17 protein-coding genes and 2 tRNA genes are annotated in these 20,988 nt (G+C 71.0%); 9 read left to right on the top strand and 10 right to left on the bottom strand.

The genetic code is table 11. The features are described 5' to 3' along the window. Positions 1-4: 4 nt before the first annotated feature. A complete protein-coding gene (gene leuC / locus ABEA87_RS09270; RefSeq protein ID WP_345627915.1) occupies positions 5-1,423 on the bottom strand; it encodes a 3-isopropylmalate dehydratase large subunit in 1,419 nt (472 codons plus the stop codon). A gap of 49 nt (positions 1,424-1,472) precedes the next feature. On the opposite strand from leuC, the gene ABEA87_RS09275 reads away from it, so the two are divergent. Then, a complete protein-coding gene (locus ABEA87_RS09275; protein WP_345627916.1) occupies positions 1,473-2,159 on the top strand; it encodes an IclR family transcriptional regulator in 687 nt (228 codons plus the stop codon). Positions 2,160-2,485: 326 nt separating this feature from the next. Here the strand turns inward: ABEA87_RS09275 and ABEA87_RS09280 are convergent. From ABEA87_RS09280 to ABEA87_RS09290, 3 genes are all read right to left on the bottom strand, one after another. After that, positions 2,486-2,558: transfer RNA gene (locus ABEA87_RS09280), tRNA-Glu, on the bottom strand. A gap of 16 nt (positions 2,559-2,574) precedes the next feature. Then, positions 2,575-2,646: transfer RNA gene (locus ABEA87_RS09285), tRNA-Gln, on the bottom strand. A 69-nt stretch (positions 2,647-2,715) separates the two neighbouring features. After that, a complete protein-coding gene (locus ABEA87_RS09290; RefSeq protein WP_345627918.1) occupies positions 2,716-3,504 on the bottom strand; it encodes a fumarylacetoacetate hydrolase family protein in 789 nt (262 codons plus the stop codon). Between the two features lie 33 nt (positions 3,505-3,537). Here ABEA87_RS09290 and ABEA87_RS09295 point away from each other — a divergent pair, with 33 nt between their 5' ends. Then, entirely contained in the window at positions 3,538-4,437 is a 900-nt protein-coding gene (locus ABEA87_RS09295; RefSeq protein ID WP_345627921.1) for a 3-methyladenine DNA glycosylase, read from the top strand. 104 nt (positions 4,438-4,541) lie between these two features. Here ABEA87_RS09295 and ABEA87_RS09300 read toward each other — a convergent pair whose 3' ends face one another. After that, positions 4,542-5,450, bottom strand: a complete 909-nt coding sequence (locus ABEA87_RS09300; RefSeq protein WP_345627923.1) for a hypothetical protein — start codon at positions 5,448-5,450, stop codon at positions 4,542-4,544. A 55-nt stretch (positions 5,451-5,505) separates the two neighbouring features. Here ABEA87_RS09300 and ABEA87_RS09305 point away from each other — a divergent pair, with 55 nt between their 5' ends. Next, complete coding sequence (locus ABEA87_RS09305; protein ID WP_345627925.1) at positions 5,506-6,453, top strand: endonuclease/exonuclease/phosphatase family protein; 948 nt, start codon at positions 5,506-5,508, stop codon at positions 6,451-6,453. A gap of 11 nt (positions 6,454-6,464) precedes the next feature. Here ABEA87_RS09305 and cimA read toward each other — a convergent pair whose 3' ends face one another. Further along, positions 6,465-8,042 carry a citramalate synthase gene (gene cimA, locus ABEA87_RS09310; protein WP_345627927.1) on the bottom strand — a complete coding sequence of 526 codons (1,578 nt, stop codon included), beginning with the start codon at positions 8,040-8,042 and terminating at the stop codon, positions 6,465-6,467. Between the two features lie 499 nt (positions 8,043-8,541). Between cimA and ABEA87_RS09315 the strand changes: the two genes are divergently transcribed. After that, entirely contained in the window at positions 8,542-9,015 is a 474-nt protein-coding gene (locus ABEA87_RS09315) for a PRC-barrel domain-containing protein (RefSeq protein WP_425570804.1), read from the top strand. Between the two features lie 165 nt (positions 9,016-9,180). Continuing rightward, positions 9,181-9,924, top strand: coding sequence for a tyrosine-protein phosphatase (locus tag ABEA87_RS09320; RefSeq protein ID WP_345627929.1), 744 nt, complete (start codon positions 9,181-9,183; stop codon positions 9,922-9,924). A 29-nt stretch (positions 9,925-9,953) separates the two neighbouring features. Here the strand turns inward: ABEA87_RS09320 and ABEA87_RS09325 are convergent, their stop codons facing one another. Continuing rightward, on the bottom strand, positions 9,954-11,030 hold the full coding sequence (locus tag ABEA87_RS09325) for a branched-chain amino acid aminotransferase (protein WP_345627931.1): 1,077 nt from the start codon (positions 11,028-11,030) through the stop codon (positions 9,954-9,956). Positions 11,031-11,188: 158 nt separating this feature from the next. Further along, positions 11,189-12,217, bottom strand: coding sequence for a 3-isopropylmalate dehydrogenase (locus ABEA87_RS09330; RefSeq protein WP_345628209.1), 1,029 nt, complete (start codon positions 12,215-12,217; stop codon positions 11,189-11,191). 233 nt (positions 12,218-12,450) lie between these two features. Between ABEA87_RS09330 and ABEA87_RS09335 the strand changes: the two genes are divergently transcribed. From ABEA87_RS09335 to ABEA87_RS09350, 4 genes are all read left to right on the top strand, one after another. Continuing rightward, positions 12,451-13,209: an FAD:protein FMN transferase gene (locus ABEA87_RS09335; protein WP_345627933.1), complete on the top strand. Its 759-nt coding sequence runs from the start codon at positions 12,451-12,453 to the stop codon at positions 13,207-13,209. Positions 13,210-13,277: 68 nt separating this feature from the next. Next, positions 13,278-13,964, top strand: coding sequence for an acyl-CoA-like ligand-binding transcription factor (locus tag ABEA87_RS09340; protein ID WP_345627935.1), 687 nt, complete (start codon positions 13,278-13,280; stop codon positions 13,962-13,964). Continuing rightward, positions 13,958-15,694, top strand: coding sequence for an ABC transporter ATP-binding protein (locus ABEA87_RS09345; protein ID WP_345627937.1), 1,737 nt, complete (start codon positions 13,958-13,960; stop codon positions 15,692-15,694). The genes ABEA87_RS09340 and ABEA87_RS09345 overlap by 7 nt, the downstream gene beginning before the upstream one ends. A gap of 370 nt (positions 15,695-16,064) precedes the next feature. Continuing rightward, positions 16,065-18,026 carry an ABC transporter ATP-binding protein gene (locus tag ABEA87_RS09350; RefSeq protein WP_345628211.1) on the top strand — a complete coding sequence of 654 codons (1,962 nt, stop codon included), beginning with the start codon at positions 16,065-16,067 and terminating at the stop codon, positions 18,024-18,026. 14 nt (positions 18,027-18,040) lie between these two features. On the opposite strand, the gene serA is transcribed toward ABEA87_RS09350, so the two are convergent. Continuing rightward, on the bottom strand, positions 18,041-19,639 hold the full coding sequence (serA, locus tag ABEA87_RS09355) for a phosphoglycerate dehydrogenase (protein WP_345628213.1): 1,599 nt from the start codon (positions 19,637-19,639) through the stop codon (positions 18,041-18,043). A gap of 327 nt (positions 19,640-19,966) precedes the next feature. Further along, a complete protein-coding gene (gene ilvC, locus ABEA87_RS09360; RefSeq protein WP_345627939.1) occupies positions 19,967-20,980 on the bottom strand; it encodes a ketol-acid reductoisomerase in 1,014 nt (337 codons plus the stop codon). Positions 20,981-20,988: the final 8 nt, after the last annotated feature.

Raw genomic sequence — 20,988 nt, forward strand, 5'->3', positions numbered from 1 at the left:
AGGCTCAGTTCAGATCCGTGGGCGCGGCCAGGTGGCCGAGGACCGCCGTGGCGGCGGCGACCGACGGGGATACCAGGTGGGTGCGCCCGCCCTTGCCCTGCCGGCCCTCGAAGTTGCGGTTGGACGTGGACGCGGAGCGCTGGCCCGGCGCGAGGATGTCCGGGTTCATGCCCAGGCACATCGAGCAGCCGGCGAAGCGCCACTCCGCACCCGCCTCGGTGAAGACCTCGTTCAGGCCCTCCTCTTCGGCCGCCGCCCGTACCGCGGCGGAGCCCGGCACGACCAGCATCCGTACGCCGCCGGCCACCTTGCGGCCGCGCAGCACGTCGGCCGCCGCCCGCAGGTCCTCCAGCCGCCCGTTCGTGCACGAGCCGACGAAGACCACGTCGATCGGCACCTCCCGCAGCGGCGTGCCGGGCGTCAGCGCCATGTAGTCCAGGGCCCGCGCGGCCGCGCTGCGCTCGGCCTCGCTGGCGAAGCCGGCCGGGTCGGGCACCTGGGCGGACAGCGGCGCGCCCTGCCCCGGGTTGGTCCCCCAGGTGACGAACGGCGTGACGGCGCTGGCGTCGAGCGTGACCTCGGTGTCGAACGTGGCACCCTCGTCGGTGGCCAGGGTCCGCCAGTAGGCCACGGCCTCGTCCCACGCGGCGCCCTTGGGCGCGTAGTCCCGCCCGGCGAGGTAAGCGAACGTTGTCTCGTCCGGCGCGACCATGCCGGCCCGGGCGCCCCACTCGATCGACATGTTGGAGACGGTCATCCGGCCCTCCATGGAGAGCTTGCGGATCGCCTCGCCCCGGTACTCCACGATGTGCCCGCGCCCGCCGCCGGTGCCGACCTGGGCGATCAGGGCCAGGATCAGGTCCTTGGCGGTCACCCCGTCGGCCAGCTCGCCGACCACGTTGACCGCCATGGTCTTCGGCCGCGACTGGGGCAGCGTCTGGGTCGCGAGCACGTGCTCGACCTCGCTGGTGCCGATGCCGAAGGCGATAGAGCCGAAGGCGCCGTGGGTCGAGGTGTGCGAGTCGCCACACACGATGGTCATGCCCGGCTGGCTGAGCCCGACCTGCGGACCGAGCACGTGCACGACCCCCTGCTGGGCGTCGCCGAGCGAGTGCAGCTTGATTCCGAACTCCGCGCAGTTCTTGCGCAGCGTCTCGATCTGGGTCCGCGACACGGGATCGGCGATGGTCAGCAGGTTGTCGGTCGGCGTGTTGTGGTCCTCGGTCGCGATCGTCAGATCCGGCCGGCGAACCGGGCGCCCGGCCATCCGCAGGCCATCAAATGCCTGCGGGCTGGTCACCTCGTGCACCAGGTGCAGATCGATGTAGAGCAGGTCCGGCTCGCCCGCGGCCGAGCGCACCACGTGCGCGTCCCAGACCTTCTCCGCCAAGGTTCGCGGTGTTGCTTCGGGTACTCCCACCATCTGGACATCCTAAAATCTGGGAGGTATGTTTCGCCTTGTGGGACACAGTATGAGCGGTGTCGGCGTTCTCGACAAGGCAGTGGTCATCCTCGCCGCCTGCGTAGACGGCGCCAGCCTCGCCGAACTCGTCGAGCGGACCAAGCTACCCCGGGCCACCGCCCACCGCCTGGCACAGGCGCTGGAGATCCACCGTTTACTCGTTCGTGACCAACAGGGCCGCTGGCGTCCCGGCCCGCGGCTGGGCGAACTGGCCAACGCCGCGCCCGACGTTCTGCTGACCGCGGCCGAGCCGATGCTCACCGCGTTGCGTGACGCCACCGGCGAAAGCGCCCAGCTCTACCTTCGCCGGGCCGACGAACGCATCTGCGTCGCCGCGGCCGAGCGCGCCAGCGGGCTGCGCGACACGGTGCCGATCGGCGCGGTGCTGCCGATGACCGCCGGCTCGGCCGCCCAGGTGCTGCTGGCCTGGGAGCCCCCGGAGGCGGTCATGCCGCTGCTGCCCCGATGCAAGTTCACCGGCCGCACCCTGGCCGAGATCCGTCGACGCGGCTGGGCCCAGAGCGTGGGCGAGCGCGAGCTGGGGGTGGCCAGCGTCTCGGCGCCGATCCGCGACCGCACCGGCCGGGTGATCGCCGCTATCAGCGTGTCCGGGCCGATCGAGCGGCTGGGGCGGCGCCCCGGTGACCGGCACGCGATGGCCGTGGTCCGGGCCGGGCAGCGCCTGTCCGGGCTGTAGCCCGGTCGAGGCCCGGGCCGTCACGGCTGGGGCCCTGGGGCCCGGGTCGTCACGGGCCTCGGCCCACCGCGGCCAGCCCCACCACGGCCGGCCCCACCACGGCCGGCCCCACCACGGCCGGCCCCACCACGGCCGGCCCCGCCACAATCAGGGCCCACCACAGTCCGAGCCCACCACAGCCGGCCGCTGCCGGGGCCCGAGCGGTTGCCGGCTCTTATCCGGAGAACCCGGAGCGCTTCTTCAGGGAAAGCACTCAGCCCACCGATCCGGAATTCCAACGAAACGCGGAGCGCCTCCCCGAGGGGAGGCGCTCCGCGTATTACCTGTAGCCCCGACCGGATTCGAACCGGCGCTACCGCCTTGAGAGGGCGGCGTCCTGGGCCACTAGACGACGGGGCCAAGACTGTCTTACGGGCTGGGGTACCAGGACTCGAACCTAGACTAACTGAACCAGAATCAGTTGGGCTGCCAATTACCCCATACCCCATCGGTGCCGTTGTCCGGCGCCGGAACAAGACTCTACCTGACTGTCATAGGCGAGCCAAATCGGCTCCGGTCAGTCGAGCGCGGCGACCCGGTTGGCAAGCACACCCACCCCGCCGACCGAGACGGTGACCGTGTCCCCGGCGACGATCGGACTGACCCCGGCGGGCGTACCCGTCAAAATCACATCCCCTGGCAGCAGGGTCATGACGTGCGACACATAGGACACCAGGGTGGGTACGTCGAAGATCATGTCCTTGGTCCGGCCGAGCTGGCGGACCTCCTCGTTGACCTCGCACCGGACCTCGACGTCGTCCACCGCGACGTCCGTGGTGATCCACGGGCCGAGCGGGCAGAACGAGTCGAAGCCCTTCGCCCGGGTCCACTGGCCGTCCTGTCGCTGCAGGTCACGGGCGGTGACATCGTTCGCGCAGGTGTACCCGAAGACCGCCGCGGCGGCTGCGGACCGGTCGACCCGGCGAGCCCCGGACGCCCCGATGACCACCGCCAACTCGGCCTCGTGCTCGACGCGCTTGGACTGGGTGGGCAGCCGGATCACGTCGTTGGGGCCGATGACGGAGGTGGTCGGCTTCAGGAACAGCAGCGGCTCCTTCGGCACATCCGCATTGTGCTCGGCCGCGTGCTCGGCGTAGTTACGCCCGACGCACACCACCTTGCTCGGCAGGATGGGCGAGAGCAGGCGCACGTCGGCGACCGCCCAGCGCTCGCCGGTGAAGCGCAGCTCACCGAAGGGGTGCCCCTCGATGGCCGCGACGGTCAGCGCCTCGGGGCCGGCGTCGGCCTCACCCTCGACGGCTCCGAATGACAATCCGTTGGCATGTACAAAACGAGCGATTCGCACGCCCTCAATCTAGCCGGAACGGCGCGAGCCACAATGGCGGGTGTGAGCAATGTGGTAGCCGAGTCCGTCTGGCGCGACCGCCGGGCCGCGCACGAGCGGCGGGTGGACGGCTGGACCGCCGGGCACCGGGCCCGCCGGGCGACCGCCACGAAACACCCGGTCGAGGACTTCATGTTCGTCTACTACTCCCTGCGCCCTTCCCAGCTGCGCCGCTGGCACCCGGGCGCCGGGGTGGTGCTGGCCGGCGCCGACCCGGCGGAACTCGGCGCCCACTACGTCGCGGTCCCGGGCGGCGCCACGCTGGACACCCGGCCGGTGCTGGCCAAGCGCGCCGAGTTCCTGGCCTGGATCGGCCCCCTGCTCGAGCGGATGGCCGGCCGGGCGCCATACGTGGGCTGCTTCGGCATGCACGAGTGGGCCATGGTGTACGGGCTGGCCCCGAACGAGGTGCGGCACGAGCAGTGGCCGCTGCGGCTGACCCCGGAACGCACCGCCGAGGTCGTGGAGCAGACCGGGGTGCGGTGCGCGCACTTCGACGCGCACCGGTTCTTCACGCCGGCCGCGGTCCCACTCAACCAGTTCCAGCCGACCCGGGAACGGGAGATCGAACTGGAGCAGCCGGGCTGCCTGCACGGCAACATGGACCTCTACAAGTGGGCGTACAAGCTGTCCCCGCTGGTCGATTCGGAGCTGGTGGCCGACTCTTTCGGCCTGGCCCGGGAGATCCGCGAGCTGGACATGCGGGCCAGCCCGTACGACCTGGCCCCGCTCGGGTACGAGCCGGTACGGGTGGAGACGCCCGAGGGACGCGCCTACTACGCCCGGGCACAGCGCGACTTCGCCGTCCGGGCCGCTCCGCTGCGGGCCCGGCTCATCGACGCCATCGACCGTCTCAACCGCCTCGACCCGACCGGGCCCCGCGAATCCCGCTGAGAGGCGGCCCGGGCCGGCAGGCCCCGGTTTGAGGGTCGGGCCCGGCGACCCCATTTAAGGCGCGGGCCCGCCTCGGGCAGGCCCAGGGGCCCGCCCGAGGCCTCTCACTGCAGGATGTTCACCGCCCGCGCGACCACCAGGGCCACGGTCACCAGCGAGATCGCCGACTGGAACATCATCGCCAGCTTGGCCCACCGGGACAGCGGCAGCGTGTCCGTCGGGCTGAACGCCGTCGCGTTGGTGAACGACAGGTACAGGTAGTCCACGAAGCCCGGCTCCCAGTCCCGGCTCGTCAGCTCCGGCACGGTCATCTGGGAGAACAGGAAGTCGGGGTGCGGTCGCCGGGCGCTGGCCCGCGCCGCCGGCCCGCCCCGGTCGAGCTCCCAGTACCACAGCGCGAACACGATCACGTTGTTCAACCAGATGGCGGCGCCGTTGAGCAGCAGCGTGATCGGTTCGTCCGCCTCCGCGGCCGTGTGGTGCAGGATCCCCCACACCAGCGTGACGACCGACCAGGCGACCGCGAAGCTGGCCGCCGCGACCAGCATCAGGCCGGCGGCGCGCAGCAGCTTGCTCTCGCGGGTGAGCCGGACCGGGTTGCCGATCGACAGCAAGATGAACAGCACCAGTTCCAGCAGGGGCACCAGGTACCTCGGCCGGATCGACAGGTCCGGGGAGATGCTCAGCTGCAGCACGACGGCCACCAGAACGCTGGCGCCCACCGCCAGCCGGGTCTCCCCCTGGGTCTTGCGCAGCCACGCCGGCAGGCGGTGCGACACGCTGCCCGCGCCGGTGCGGCCGAATCCGGCCAGCAACTCCAGCCGGGCCAGCCGGACCCGCAGAGCGTCGTGCTGCGCCAGTTCCAGGCCATGTTCGCGGGTGTGCTCCCGCTCGTGTTCGAGCTCGAACGCCTCAAGGTCCGGCTCTGTGGCACCGCCCGGAACACCGGGGCTCGATTCCTCGGACGGCTCTGGGTTCCCGGAAGGCTCCGGATCCTCGGGGAGTTCTGTCACGCCGCTCATTGTGTACCCGAGGTCCCCCCCGGTCGGCGCTCGATACGGTTAGCGCATGACGATCGTGGCGTGGGTGCTTGCCGTGCCCTTCGCGGTGTGGGCGCTCATCCGGCTGTTCGGGCTCGAACGCGGCTGGCTGATGGTCTCCGGGATCGCCTTCACCCCGTACGTCGCGGTGGTCTCGGTGGTCCCGCTCGCCGTGGCGCTGCTGACCTGCCGCTGGTGGGCCGCCGCGCTGGCCGGCGCCGCGACGCTCGCGCTGGGCGCCTGCGTGCTGCCCCGGATGCTCGGCGGACCCGAGCGCCGCGAGGGGGTCGAACTGCGGGTACTGACCGCCAACGTGTTCCTGGGCGAGGCCGACCCGGACGCCCTGATCGCCCTGGTCGAGCAGTACCTGCCGGACGTGCTGACGCTGCAGGAGTACACCCCGGCGCTGGCCCGCAAGCTGACGGCCGGCGGCCTGGACGATCTCCTGCCGTACCGGGTGGTGGACGCGCAGCCGGGCGGGCACGGCTCGGCGCTGTACAGCCGGCACTCGTTGACCGGCACCGACCGCCGGATCGGGGCCGGCGGGTACCGGTCGGTCACCGCGGCCGTGGAGGTGCCGGGAGGCGGATCGGTGCTGGTCGAGTCCGCGCACCCGCCCGCGCCGTACGCGGCCGATCAGATGGGCCACTGGTTGACCGGGCAGGCGTCCATGGACCGGGCCACCCCGGACGGACCGCTGCGCGTGCTGGCCGGCGACTTCAACTCGACGCTGGACCACGCGGCGCTGCGCGCGTTGATCTTCTCCGGGTACCGGGACGCGGCGAGCGTGGTGGGCCGTGGCCTCACGCCGACCTGGCGGCTGCACCGGTGGCCGCTGCGCCGCACCCGGCTGCCCGGCGTCGCGCTGGACCACATCCTGGCGGACCGGCGGATCGCCGTGCGGGCGGCGGTCGTCTGCTCGTTGCCGGGCACCGACCACCGCCCGCTGTTCGCCGAGCTGATCCTGCCCGGCTGATCCGCCCGCGGCTACGCCGCGGGTACCGGGGCGAGCCCGTAGGTCAGCGCGTCGACCAGCGCGTGCCAGCTGGCCTCGACCACGTTCTCGTGCACCCCGACCGTGGTCCAGTCCCGGCCGGCCCGCGCCGTCTCCACCAGGACCCGGGTCACCGCCTGGGTGCCGTGCGAGCCCTCCAGGATCCGTACCTTGTAATCGGCCAGCTCGAAGTCGGCCAGCACCGGGTAGTGCCGCCGCAGCGCCACCCGCAGCGCCTCGTCCAGCGCGTTGACCGGGCCGTTGCCCTCGGCCGTGGCGATCACTCGCTCGCCGCGCACCCGCACCTTCACCGTCGCCTCGGAGATCACCGAGCCGTCCTCGCGGTGCTCCACCGTGGTCCGGTACGACTCCAGCGCGAACGGTCGGGTCACGCCCTCCAGTTCGGAGCGCACCAGCAGTTCGAAGGAGGCGTCCGCGGCCTCGAAGGACCAGCCTCGCGCCTCCAGGTCCTTGACCCGTTCGGTGACCCGGGCCAGCGTCTCCGGATGGCCGGCCAGATCGAGCCCCAACTCGCGGGATTTGAGTTCGATGCTGGCCCGGCCGGCCATCTCGGTGACCAGGATCCGCATGTCGTTTCCGACCACCGAGGGCTCCACGTGGTTGTAGAGCAACGGATCCACTTTGATCGCACTCGCGTGCAGCCCCGCCTTGTGAGCGAACGCGGCGGCCCCGACGTATGCCTGGTGGGTGTCGGGCGCGATGTTGGCGATCTCGGCGATGGCGTGCGAAACGCGAACCATCTTCTCCAGGCAGCCCTCCGGTAGGACCGGCAGCCCGAGCTTGAGTTGCAGGTTGCCCAGCACCGCGAACAGGTCGGCGTTGCCGGGGCGCTCGCCGTACCCGTTGGCGGTGCACTGGAAGTGCGTGATGCCGGACTCGACCGCGGCGACGGTGTTGGCCACCGCGCACGCGGTGTCGTTCTGGCAGTGGATGCCCAGCGCGTCGCCGTTCACGCCCAGCCGACCCATGAGGCCGGTGACCACGGCGGTGATCTGCGAGGGGAGCATGCCGCCGTTGGTGTCGCACAGGACCACCCGCTCGGCACCGGCGGACAGCGCGGTCGACACGACGCTGGCCGTGTAGTCGGGGTCGAAGCGGTATCCGTCGAAGAAGTGCTCACAGTCCAGGAAGACCCGCCGGCCCTGGGAGATCAGGTATTCGACGCTGTCGCGCACCATGGCCAGGTTCTCCTCGGCGGTGGTCCGCAGCGCGCGGGTGACGTGCCGGATGTCGGACTTCGCGACCAGGCACACCACCGGGGTCTGCGCGTCGAGCAGCGCCTGGATCTGCTTGTCCTCACGCACGTCGACGCCGGCCTTGCGGGTCGAACCGAAGGCCACCAGCACCGCGTGTTTGAGGTCGAGTTCGCTGCGCGCCCGTTCGAAGAACTCGGTGTCCTTGGGCATGGCCCCGGGCCAGCCCCCTTCGATGAATCCGACGCCGAGTTCGTCGAGCAGCCGCGCCACCGCTAGCTTGTCCACCACCGAGTAGCTGATGCCCTCGCGCTGTGCCCCGTCGCGCAGCGACGTGTCGAACACCTGATAGGCCATGGATTTCTCCTGTTCCTGAAGGGTCGTTTGGGGGTGGCGGTACCAACAAAAAGACCCCCCGCGGAGTGCGGGAGGTCTGCGCGCGCAGGGGATGTGCTGCGCGCGCTAATCGATAATCAGCCGGGAGTACCACAACGTCACGTTGAGTAGATTGCCACCGGTGTCCGCGTGCTGGAAGCAATCTCCCACATGGTGGGCAAACCCGTGATCGTCCTCACATCCTGCCGGCGCCGATCGGTGACCCGCGAAAATGGTCGCATCATTGGGTCAGACCATTCCGCTCGCCAGGCCCGATCGGCTCGCAGCGAGCGTTCGCATGGCCGGCGCTGCCACCGCTGCGTCGGCCATGTTCTTTTTCGGGTGTATCCGGGGCGTTGCAGGGGTACCTCCCCCAGAGGGCACACCAACTCCAAGCGGAGGTAGAGCCGTGAACAGGCCGAACCCCAACCTATTCCGAACTCCTGCGACGGGCGTACCGGTACCGGACCCGGTGGAGCCGGTGCCCGACACCGAACCGTACGGGGCGGCCGCCCCCGGTGTCGGTGCGGACCCGGCCGACTCGGGCGCCGCGCCGATGGGCGGGGACGTCCCGCCGATGACAACGCCGAGCGTCACTCGCCGCTTCGACGCCTGGAACTACCGGGAGGACTCCGGGGTCGGCGACGGATCCGACCTCGTCGGGTTCAGGATCGAGGCGACCGACGGGCACATCGGCAAGATCGACGAGGCCAGCGCTCTGGTCGGCGAGCAGTACCTGGTCGTCGACACCGGCCCATGGATCTTCGGTAAGAAGGTCCTCCTGCCGGCCGGCACGGTGAACCGCGTCGACCAGCTCGAACAGCGCATCTACGTCGACCGGACGAAGAGCCAGATCAAGGACGCGCCCCAGTTCGAGCCGGACACGTACGCCAGCCCGGAGTACCGCGAGAAGGTCGGCGGCTACTACGGGTCCACGTACGAGCGGCACCGGTAGCGCGGCGCCAGCGGTGCGGGGCGGGCGGGGCCGGATCGGGGCACCGCCCGCCCCGCCTATGCGCGGGCACTCCCGTCCCGGGGCACCGCCGCCCGCCGGTGGCGGAGGCTTCCTCGGCGGCACCGCCCGGGGTCAGGGTCGATCGGCCGGCGTAGGGTTCGGGTCGTGGACCAGAGCTTCGCCACCTTCTCCGCCCCCACCGTTTTCAACTTCCGCGATCTCGGCGGCCACCGCACGATCGACGGCCGCACCGTCCACTATGGACGGGTCTACCGATCCGATTCGCTGCACCGGCTGACCGGCGACGAGTGCGGGCAGCTGTGCGCCTTCGGGGTCCGAACGGTCCTCGACCTGCGCCGGCCGCACGAGATCGAGAGGGACGGCCGGATCCGGGAGACTCCCGGCCTCAGCTACCACAACATCCACCCCCTGCACCAGGAGTGGGACTCCGCCCTGTATGAGCCGGACGGCGGGCCGGCACGATACCTGGCCGACCGGTACATGGACATGATCCTGGAGGGCTCCGAGGGCATCGGCGAGGCGCTGCGGCTGGTCGCCGAACCCACCAGCGCCCCGCTGGTCATGCACTGCTTCGCCGGCAAGGACCGCACCGGCGTGCTGGCCGCGCTGACCCTGTCCCTGCTCGGGGTGGACGACGAGACCATCGCCGCCGACTACGGGCGCAGCGAGGCGGCGCGGGCGGCGCTCATCGCCCAGATGATCAGCGACTCGCCCGAGTTCGCCCGCGCCGGCGGCCCACCGGCCCAGATCGTGGCCTGCCCGCCGGAGGCGATGCTGCTGTTCCTGGCGCGGCTACGGGAGCGGTTCGGCTCGGTACCGGGCTTCGCCGCCTATGCCGGAGTGACCGATGGGCACGTCGCGTCGCTCCGTGCCCATCTGCTGGCCTGACTTCCCGGCGCCCGCTGGCGGGCGGTCGCTCAGATCACCCGGTGCACCCAGCCGTACGGGTCGGCCGCGCGGCCCCGCTGGATGTCCACCAGCTCGCGGCGCAGCCGCTCGGTCACCTCGGTGCCGGTCATGGTGAACTCCCCGTCGGGGAAGGCGACCCGGCCGATCGGCGTGATCACCGCGGCGGTGCCGCAGGCGAACGCCTCGCGCAGCTTGCCGCTCTCCGCATCGGTCCGCCACTCGTCGAACGAGTACGGCCGCTCGACCACCGTCATCCCCCGGTCCCGGGCGAGCGTGAGGATCGAGTCCCGGGTGATGCCCGGCAGGATGGTGCCGGTCAGCGCCGGGGTGACCATGGTGCCGTCGTCGTAGACGAAGAAGACGTTCATCCCGCCCAGCTCCTCGACGTAGCGGCGCTCCACCGCGTCGAGGAACACCACCTGGTCGCAGCCGCGCTCGGCGGCCTCGGCCTGGGCGCTGAGGCTGGCCGCGTAGTTGCCGCCGCACTTGGCGGCCCCGGTGCCGCCGGGAGCCGAACGGGTGTAGTCCTGCGACACCCACAGCGCGACCGGCTTGACGCCACCCTTGAAGTACGAGCCGACCGCCGAGGCGATCACCACGTACAGGTAGTCCGATGAGGGCTTCACGCCGAGGAACACCTCGGAGGCGAACATGAACGGGCGCAGGTAGAGGCTGCCGCCCTCGTCGGTCGGGATCCACTGGCGGTCGATGCGCACCAGCTCGTCGAGGGAGGCGAGGAACAGGTCCTCGGGCAGCGGCGCCATGGCCATCCGCTCCGCCGACCGGCGGAACCGGGCGGCGTTGGCGTCCGGCCGGAACATGGTGACCGAGCCGTCGTGGGCGTGGTAAGCCTTGAGCCCTTCGAAGATCTCCTGCGCGTAGTGCAGCACGGCGCTGGCCGGGTCGATGGCGATGGGCGCGCGCGGCTCGACCCGCGGGTCGTACCACCCCTTACCCTCCGCGTAGCGGACGGTGACCATGTGGTCCGAGAACACCCGGCCGAATCCCGGATCGGTCAGCAGCGCGGCCCGCTCCAGGTCCGAAACCGGCTGCGGATTCGGGCGGATCTCGAATTCGATGCTCATCTGTTCAATCCTCCGTAAGCGCTACGGGCCTGGTGAGAAAATACCCCGAACGTTCGTTCAGCGCGCACACGCACCCGGCCCGCGACGGCCCCTCGACCCGTAGTTGAAAGAAAGGGGCGCGCGACCCGTTCGTCGCGCGCCCCCCGTGAAGTCTGGGATCAGCGGGACAGCCCTGCGAGACGGTCGCCGACCTCGGCGGTGCGCACCGGCTGCCCTGGCTTACGCCCCGCCAGCTCGGTCGCGACCGCCTCGGATACTCGGCGGGCCTGCTCGGGGTGCCCGAGATGGTCGAGCAGAAGGGAGGCGGAAAGCACCGCCGCCACCGGGTCGGCGATGCCCTTGCCGGCGATGTCCGGCGCGGAGCCGTGCACCGGCTCGAACGTGGACGGGAACCGGCGATCCGGGTTGATGGATCCGCTGGCCGCCAGCCCGATCCCGCCGGTCACCGCGGCGGCGATATCGGTCAGGATGTCGCCGAACAGGTTGTCGGTGACGATCACGTCGTACCGCTGCGGCTGCGTCACCAGGAACATCGAGGCGGCGTCGACGTGCTGGTACTCGGTGGAGACGTCCGGGTGCTCGGCGGCGATCTCGGCGAACGTGCGCGCCCAGAGGCCCCCGGCGTGAGTCAACACGTTGGTCTTGTGGACCAGGGTCACCTTGCGCCGCTCGCGGCGCTCGGCCCGATCGAACGCGTCCCGGATGACCCGCTCCACGCCGTGTCGCGTGTTGAGGCTCTCCTCGGTCGCGATCTCCGCGGCCGTGCCCCGGTGCAGCACGCCGCCGGCGCCCACGTACAGGCCCTCGGTGCCCTCCCGGACCACGGTGAGGTCCACCTCGCCGGGCTTGACGTTGGCCAGTGGGCTCGTGGTGCCGGGCCACAGGCGGGACGGACGAAGGTTGACATACTGGTCAAAATCAAACCGAAGGCGCAGGAGCAGCCCGCGTTCCAGCACGCCCGGCGGCACGCTGGGGTCCCCGATCGCCCCGAGCAGGATGGCGTCGTGCTGGGCGAGCTCGTCGCGCACGCTGTCCGGCAGCACCTCGCCCGTGCGGTTGTACCGCGTGGCGCCGAGGTCGTACTCGGTGGATTCGATCCCGGGAAGGACCGCGTCGAGCACCTTGCGTGCCTCCGCGACCACTTCGGTCCCGATGCCGTCACCGGCCACCACCGCGATGCGCGCCACCGCCACGTCAAGCCTCCTCGCTCCGGATTATCTAGGGAACGTTAAGGCATCATCCTAAAGCTCGGTACGCCGGTCCCAGTATCTGGATTGATGCGGAGAATTGGCGGCTAGCGGCACGTCGGCACCGCCGGCCGGCATTCCCAGCGAACTGCCAGGCAATCGTCAGGGGATGGCCATCTGCCGCGCCTACAGTCAGCAACGACGGCTTCAGCACTAATGAGGGGAGCCACACAGTGCATGCGCTGTCCGAGCGGGTCATCGCCCGTCATAGTGTCCAGATAACGGGCGCGACCTACGCGTTTTGCATCGCGGCACCACCAACCATGGCCCGCCGCACGATCGGTGAGGCGCTCGCCGCGGCAGTGGCCGAGCTGCGCGCCGTAGACACCGCGCTCAGCCCCTTCCACCCGCGCTCGCTCGTGTCCGCGGTGCGCCGTGGGGAACTGGCGGCCGGCTCGTACCCGCCACCGCTGCTCGACATCATCGAACGCTGCGACGCGATGCGCGCGGCCACCGACGGCTGGTTCGACGCCTGGGCGGTACCGGGTGGTTTCGACCCCAGCGGCCTGGTCAAGGGCTGGGCGATCGACCGGGCCGCGGTACTGCTGCGGGCGGCCGGCATCGACGACTACGCGATCACCTCGGGCGGCGACTGGCTGGTGCGGGGCAACGGCCCGCGGGGCGGCGCCTGGCGCGTCGGGGTCGCCGACCCGGACAACCCGCTGCGGGTACTCGCGACGGTCGAGCTGACCGACGGCGCCGTGGCCACCTCCGGGTACGGGGCGCCGGTGATCGATCCGCACAGCGGCGGGCCGGCCCGATCCAGGGGCCCGGCAACCGTGACCGGCCCCACCCTGGCCACCGCCGACGCATACTCCACCGCGCTCTACGCGGCCGGCGAGGCCGGGCTGCCCTGGTTCCCCACCGCCGACGGGTACCGGGCGATCGTGGTGGCCGGCCGCCGCACACGGGATCTGCTCACGTTACGCTGAACGCTTAAGAACTTCGTGCCACGCATAATTGCGTGGCACGAACGTTCTGGCACCAGTACTTTGTCCGCGTGACCCTCCTCGATACCAATCAGGGGCGTCGCGCGGTCGATATCCCCGACGGGCCGATCTCCGACGGCCCGCCGGCTGGCCTGCGCGAGCGCAAGAAGCTCGCGACCCGCGACGCCCTGAGTGCCGCGGCGCTGCGCCTCGCCCTCGAGCGCGGGCCGGAGAACGTCCGCGTCGACGACATCGCGGCGGCGGCCGGCGTCTCGCCGCGCACCTACAACAACTACTTCTCCAGCCGGGAAGAGGCCATCTGCGTCGCGCTGACGGCCAACCTCGCGCTGCGGGTCCGCGGGGCGCTGTGCGCCCGGCCGGCCGGTACATCCCTGGCCGAGGCGATCGTCGACGCTCTGATCGCCCAGTACTGCGCCGGAGAGCCGGACCAGGCCACCATCTGCCTGCTGTTTTCAAGCCCCGCGCTGCGCAGCGAGTTCTTCGCGACCGCCACCGCGATGGAGCGGCCGCTGGCCGAGGCCATCGCCGAATGCACCGGCCAGGACGCCGCTCGCGATCTGTTCCCCCGGGTGCTCGCCGGCGCGGTCTCCGGGGCCGCCCGGGTGGCGGCGGAGCACTGGCTCGCGGCCGGCAGCGGCCCATCCCTGGCCACCGTGCTGCGCGAGGCGCTGAGTTGGGTCGCTCCGGCGCTACGGGCGGCCGCCACACCATCGAATCCCGGGGAGCCCGAGTGCTGATCCGACTATTGCGCACATACCTGCGTCCGTACCGGCCGACGATCACGCTGATCGTGCTGCTGCAACTGGTACAGACGCTGGCAACGCTCTACCTGCCGACCCTCAACGCCGACATCATCGACACCGGCGTGGTCCAGGGCGACACCGGTTACATCCTGCGCACGGGCGCCATCATGATCGCGGTGACCCTGGTGCAGGTGATCTGCTCGGGCGGCGCGGTGTACTTCGGCGCGCGGACGGCCATGGGGCTGGGCCGCGACGTCCGCAAGGAGGTGTTCCACCGGGTGATGTCGTTCTCTGCCCGGGAGATGGGCAAGTTCGGCACCCCCTCGCTGATCACCAGGACCACCAACGACGTCCAGCAGGTCCAGATGCTGGTGCTGATGACCTTCACGCTGATGGTGTCCGCACCGATCATGTGTGTCGGCGGCATCATCCTGGCGCTCAACCAGGACGTTCCGCTCTCCTCCCTGCTGCTGGTCATCGTGCCGGTCCTCGGCGTGCTGATGGGGTTGATCATCTCCCGGATGCGGCCGCTGTTCCGCCTGATGCAGGTGCGCATCGACCAGATCAACCGGGTGCTGCGGGAGCAGATCACCGGCGTCCGGGTGATCCGCGCGTTCGTCCGGGACACGCACGAGCGGGAGCGCTTCGGCTCCGCCAACAACCAGCTGTTCGATGTCTCACGGGGCGTCGGCCGGCTGATGGCGCTGATGTTCCCGGCCGTGATGCTGGTGGTCAACGTGTCCAGCGTCGCCGTCCTGTGGTTCGGCGGCCACCGGATCGACAGCGGCCACATGGAGATCGGCGCGCTGACCGCCTTCCTGAGCTACCTCATGCAGATCCTGATGTCGGTCATGATGGCCACCTTCATGTTCATGATGGTGCCCCGCGCCGAGGTCTGCGCCGAGCGGATCGAGGAGGTGCTCGACACCGACTCCAGCGTGGTTCCCCCGGCGAACCCGGTTCCGAGCGCCCGACGGCACGGCGAGCTGGAACTGCGCGACGTCGAGTTCCGCTACCCGGGCGCGGAGCAGCCGGTGCTGCGCGGGATCAACCTCTCGGCCCAGCCGGGCGAGGTCACCGCTGTGATCGGCAGTACGGGCAGCGGCAAGACCACGCTGATCAACCTGGTGCCGCGGCTCTTCGACGCCACCGCCGGCAGCGTGCTGGTGGACGGCGTGGACGTGCGCGAACTCGAGCCCAAGGTGCTGGCGAGCGCGGTCGGCTTCGTGCCACAGCGGCCGTACCTGTTCTCCGGCACGGTCGCCTCGAACCTGCGGTACGGCAATCCCGACGCCACGGACGACGAGCTGTGGCACGCGCTGGAGATCGCGCAGGCGCGGGGGTTCGTCGAGCAGATGCCCGACGGGCTGGACGCGCCCATCGCCCAGGGCGGCACCAACGTCTCCGGCGGGCAGCGACAGCGCCTGGCCATCGCCCGCGCGCTGGTCAGCCGCCCGGACATCTACCTGTTCGACGACTCCTTCTCGGCGCTGGACTACGCGACCGACGCGGCGCTGCGCGCGGCGCTGGCCCGCGAGACCGCCCGGGCGACGGTGGTCATCGTCGCCCAACGGGTCAGCACGATCCGGAACGCGAACCGGATCATCGTGCTCGACGAGGGCCGGGTGGTCGGCACCGGCACGCACGACGAGCTGATGAGCACCGATGAGACCTACCGGGAGATCGTGCTCTCCCAACTGACGGAGCAGGAGGCCGCGGCGTGAGCCGGTCAAGCGCCGCAGGCGCCAGGCTCACCGCCGCGAAGGACAACAACAGCGGCGTGAGCCGGTCAAGCGCCGCAGGCGCCAGGCTCAGCCGCGACGGGAAGGCGGAGGCGTGACCAGGCCAGGCAGGCAGACGGGTCCGGGCGACCGCCCGGGGGCCGGCGGCATGGGGCCGAACGGCTCGGGGGCCAGCGGGCCGACGCCGAGCGGTCCGAATTCGAGCGGCCCGAATTCGAGCGGTCCGAGCCCCAGCGGCCCGGGCCCCAGCGGCCCCGGCGCCAGCGCGCCGGGCGCGAGCGGCCCCGGCCGGGCCGGGCACGGTGCCGGCGAGCGGGCCACCCCACAGCGCGGGCTCGGTCCCTCGCCCGCGATGCGGCGCGGCCCGGGCGCGTTCATGGCCGGCGCGTCGACCGAGAAGTCGCTTGACTTCCGGCGATCCAGCCTGCGGCTGCTGCGTACCCTGCGGCCCGAGCGGGGCCTGGTCATCGTGGTGCTGCTGCTGGCCGCGGCGAGCGTCGGGCTGAGCGTCACCGGGCCGAAGATCCTCGGTCGGGCCACCGACCTGATCTTCTCGGGCGTCATCGGGCGGCAGCTGCCGGAGGGCGTGAGCAAGGCTCAGGCCATCGCCGGCCTGCGCCAGTCGGGTCACGGCTCGATCGCCGACATGGTCCAGTCCATGCACGTCGTACCCGGGCACGGCGTCGACTTCGACCAGGTCGGGCGCGTCCTGCTGCTGGTCGTGCTGATCTATTTCGGCGCGGGCGTGTTCGGTCTGCTGCAGGGCCGGCTGACCACCGCCGTCGTGCAGCGCGCGGTGTTCCGGCTGCGCGAGGAGGCCCAGACGAAGCTGGCCCGCCTGCCCCTGCGGTACTTCGACCAGCAGCCGCGCGGTGAGATCCTCAGCCGGGTCACCAACGACATCGACAACCTCGCCCAGTCGATGCAGCAGACGTTCGCCCAGATCGTCACGTCCCTGCTGACCATCATCGGTGTGCTGGTCATGATGTTCCTGATCTCCCCGCTGCTCGCGCTGATCGCGCTGGTCACGGTGCCGGTCTCGGTCTTCGTGACCACGAAGATCGGCAAGCGGGCCCAGCCGCGGTTCATCGCGCAGTGGGCCACCACCGGCCGGCTCAACGGCCACATCGAGGAGATGTACACCGGGCACTCGCTGGTCAAGACGTTCGGCCGGCAGGAGGAGGCGGCGGAGACCTTCGAGGAGCACAACGGCAAGCTCTTCGAGTCGGGCTTCCGGGCGCAGTTCATCTCCGGTCTGATCCAGCCCGCCATGATGTTCATCAGCAACGTCAACTACGTGTTCGTCGCCGTGGTCGGCGCGCTGCAGGTGGCCTCCGGCGCCATCAGCCTCGGCGACATACAGGCGTTCATCCAGTACTCCCGGCAGTTCAGCCAGCCGCTGACCCAGGTGGCGAGCATGGCCAACCTGCTGCAGTCGGGGGTGGCCTCGGCCGAGCGGGTGTTCGCGCTGCTGGACGCGGACGAGCAGGAGCCCGACCCGGACCCGGCCAGCACGCCCCGCCCGGCGCAGGTACACGGTCGGGTCGAGTTCGAGCACGTCTCGTTCCGGTACACCCCGGACACTCCGCTGATCGAGGATCTGTCGTTGACCGTCGAGCCGGGCCAGACGGTGGCCATCGTGGGCCCCACCGGTGCCGGCAAGACCACCCTGGTCAACCTGCTGATGCGGTTCTACGAGGTGACCGAGGGACGGATCACCCTCGACGGGGTGGACATCGCCACCATGAGCCGGGAGGAGCTGCGTTCCCGGACCGGCATGGTGCTCCAGGACGCCTGGCTGTTCGGCGGCACCATCGCGGAGAACATCGCCTACGGCGCCTCCGCCGGCTCACCTGAGCTGGACGGTACGCCCGCGGCGGTCAGCCACGAGCGCATCGTCGAGGCCGCCCGGGCCACCCACGTGGACAGGTTCGTGCGCACCCTGCCCGACGGGTACGACACGGCGCTGGACGAGGAGGGTACCGGCGTCAGCGCGGGCGAGAAGCAGCTGCTCACCATCGCGCGGGCGTTCCTCGCCGAACCGGCGATCCTGATCCTGGACGAGGCGACCAGCTCGGTGGACACCCGCACCGAGGTGCTGATCCAGCGGGCGATGAACTCGCTGCGCCAGGGGCGCACCAGCTTCGTCATCGCGCACCGGCTCTCCACGATCCGCGACGCCGATCTCATCCTGGTGATGGAGAACGGCAAGATCGTGGAGCAGGGCACCCACCACGAGCTGCTGGCCGCCGAGGGTGCGTACGCGCGGCTGTACTCCGCCCAGTTCGCGCAGGCCGTGACCGACGTGAACTAGTCCGAACCGAGCCGTCAGTCGGTCAGGTCCACGGTGGCGTACGCCGTGGCCCCGACCGACTCGGCGGTCTTGGCCATCAGGTCGGCCGCGACGGGCGAGTCGACGGTGAGCGTCATCAGCGCCTCGCCGCCGGCCGACCGCCGGGCGACCTGCATGGCCGCGATGTTCAGCCCGGCACCGCCCAGGATCGTGCCGACCGTGCCGACCACGCCCGGCCGGTCCAGGTACCGGAAGAACAGCAGCACGCCGTCCGCGGACAGCTCCAGGTCGAACCCGTCGACCCCGGTCAGCCGGACCCCGGCGGCCCCCGCGACGCCGTTGTGCACCGTGCCGCACACCTCCACCGCCCGGCCGTCCGGCAGAGCGCCGCGCAGCGACACCAGTGGCGGCTGCTCCTCACCGTCCGGCACGGCCGCGAGCGTGACCTCCACGCCGCGGTCGGCCGCGATCAGCGGCGCGTTGACGTACGTCACCCGCTCCTCGACCACCGCGGCGAACAGTCCCTTGGTGGCGGCCAGCCTGAGCACTGACACGTCATTGGCCACCACCGGGCCGCGCACCTCGATCTCCACGTTCACCGCGACTCCCCCGGCGACGGCGGTGAACACCTTGCCCAGCCGTTCGGCCAGCGGCAGCAGCGGGCGGACGTCCTCGGCGACCACGCCGCCGGCCTGGATGTTGGCCGCGTCCGGCACGAACTCGCCCCGCAGCGCCAGGCGCACGCTGCGCGCGACGGCGAGCCCGGCCTTGTCCTGAGCCTCGACGGTGGACGCGCCCAGGTGCGGTACGGCGACCACCGTGTCGAACCGCAGCAGCGGTGAGGAGGTGCACGGCTCCTGTTCGAACACGTCGAGCCCGGCCCCGGCCACCCGACCCTCGGCCAGCGCGGCGGCCAGCGCCCGCTCGTCGACCAGGCCGCCACGTGCCGCGTTGACGATCCGCGCCGTCGGCTTGACCAGCCGCAGCTCCTTCTCCCCGATCAGCCCGATGGTCTCCGGCGTCTTGGGCAGGTGGATGGTGATGAAGTCCGACTCGCGCAGCAGCTCCTCCAGGCCGACCAGCCTGACCCCCAGCTGCGCCGCCCGGGCCGGTTGGAGGTACGGGTCGTACGCGATCAACCTGGTGCCGAAGGCGGCCATGCGCTGCGCGACCAGCATGCCGATGCGCCCCAGGCCGACCACTCCCACGGTCTTGCCCTGGATCTCCACGCCCACGAACCGGGACCGCTTCCACTCGCCCCGGCGCAGCGAGGCGTTGGCCTCGGCGGTGTGCCGGGCGACCGAGAGCAGCAGCGTGATGGCCTGTTCGGCGGCGGAGACGATGTTGGAGGTCGGCGCGTTGACCACCATGACGCCGCGGGCGGTGGCGGCCGGCACCGCCACGTTGTCCAGCCCGACGCCGGCCCGGGCGATCACCCTCAGCCGGGGCGCCGCGGCGATCGCCTCGGCGTCCATCCGGGTGGCGCTGCGCACGATCACCGCGTCGGCGTCCGCCAGCCCGGCGAGCAGCGCCGGCCGGTCGGTGCCGTCCGCGTGGCGGACGTCGAAGTCGTCGGCGAGCACGTCGAGTGCCGCCGGAGCCAGTTCCTCGGTGATGAGCACGACAGGAGTCACGGTGTCGGTCACGGTGCCCTCGCTTGCCCTCGTTGCGCTGGCGGCCGAGGAGCGCCGCGCCGCGCTCCCATCGACGTTGATCGTACGGGCCGGGAGGACGCCAGGGGAGATAGACAAATGGCGATTGTTGCCGCGTTACCGAGTACCGCGCCGCTTGCCACGGCGATCGTGGCGGGGTCAGAAACGATCGCGGCCGCGGGCCGAACCGATCTGGCGGGGTCAGGAACGATCGTGGCGGGGGTCAGAAACGATCGTGGCGGCGGTCCACCGCTCGGGTGGCCGCCGCCAGGATCTCAGGCGTCGCTGGGAGCCGGGACGATCCGGCGCTCAGGCCGTCTCGGTGATCGGCCGGTCCACCCAGCTCATCATCCCGCGCAGCTGCTTGCCGGTCTCCTCGATCGGGTGCGCCGCGCTCTCCGCCCGCCACTTGTTGAAGTTCGGGCGGCCGGCGTCGTCCTCGGACATCCACTCGCGGGCGAACTCGCCGCTCTGGATCTCTCCGAGGATCTTGCGCATCTCGTCCTTGACCCGGGCGTCGACCACCCGCGGGCCCCGCGAGTAGTCGCCGTACTCGGCGGTGTCCGAGATGCTGTACCGCATCCGGGCGATGCCGCCCTCGTACATCAGGTCAACGATGAGCTTGAGCTCGTGCAGGCACTCGAAGTATGCGATCTCCGGCGCGTACCCGGCCTCGGTGAGCACCTCGAACCCGGTCTGTACCAGCGCCGAGGCGCCGCCGCACAGCACCGCCTGCTCGCCGAACAGGTCGGTCTCGGTCTCTTCCTTGAACGTGGTCTTGATGGCACCGGCGCGGGTGCCGCCGATGCCCCGCGCGTAGGACAGCGCCAGGGCCAGCGCCTGCCCGGTCGCGTCCTGCTCGACCGCGACCAGGACCGGAACGCCCTTGCCGTCGACGAACTGACGGCGCACCAGGTGGCCCGGGCCCTTCGGCGCGACCATGGCCACGTCGATGTCGGCCGGCGGCTCGATCAGCCCGTACCGGATGTTCAGGCCGTGCCCGAAGAACAGGGCCTTGCCCGGCTTCAGGTTCGGCGCGATGTCGTCGGCGTAGATCTTGCGCTGCGCCGTGTCCGGTGCGAGCAGCATGATCACGTCGGCCCAGGCGCTCACCTCGGCCGGCGTGCCCACCTCAAGACCCTGCTCCTGCGCCTTCGCCCGGCTCTTCGAGCCCTCCGGAAGGCCGATCCGCACCTCGACGCCGGAGTCGCGCAGCGACAGCGCGTGGGCGTGTCCCTGGCTGCCGTACCCGATGACGGCGACCTTCTTGCCGGCGACGAGGGACAGGTCCGCGTCGTCGTCGTAGTAGACCTCAGCGGTCACGTTTGAGT

The sequence above is a fragment of the Rugosimonospora acidiphila genome, assembly GCF_039543385.1.
In the GTDB taxonomy this organism is placed as follows: domain Bacteria; phylum Actinomycetota; class Actinomycetes; order Mycobacteriales; family Micromonosporaceae; genus Rugosimonospora; species Rugosimonospora acidiphila.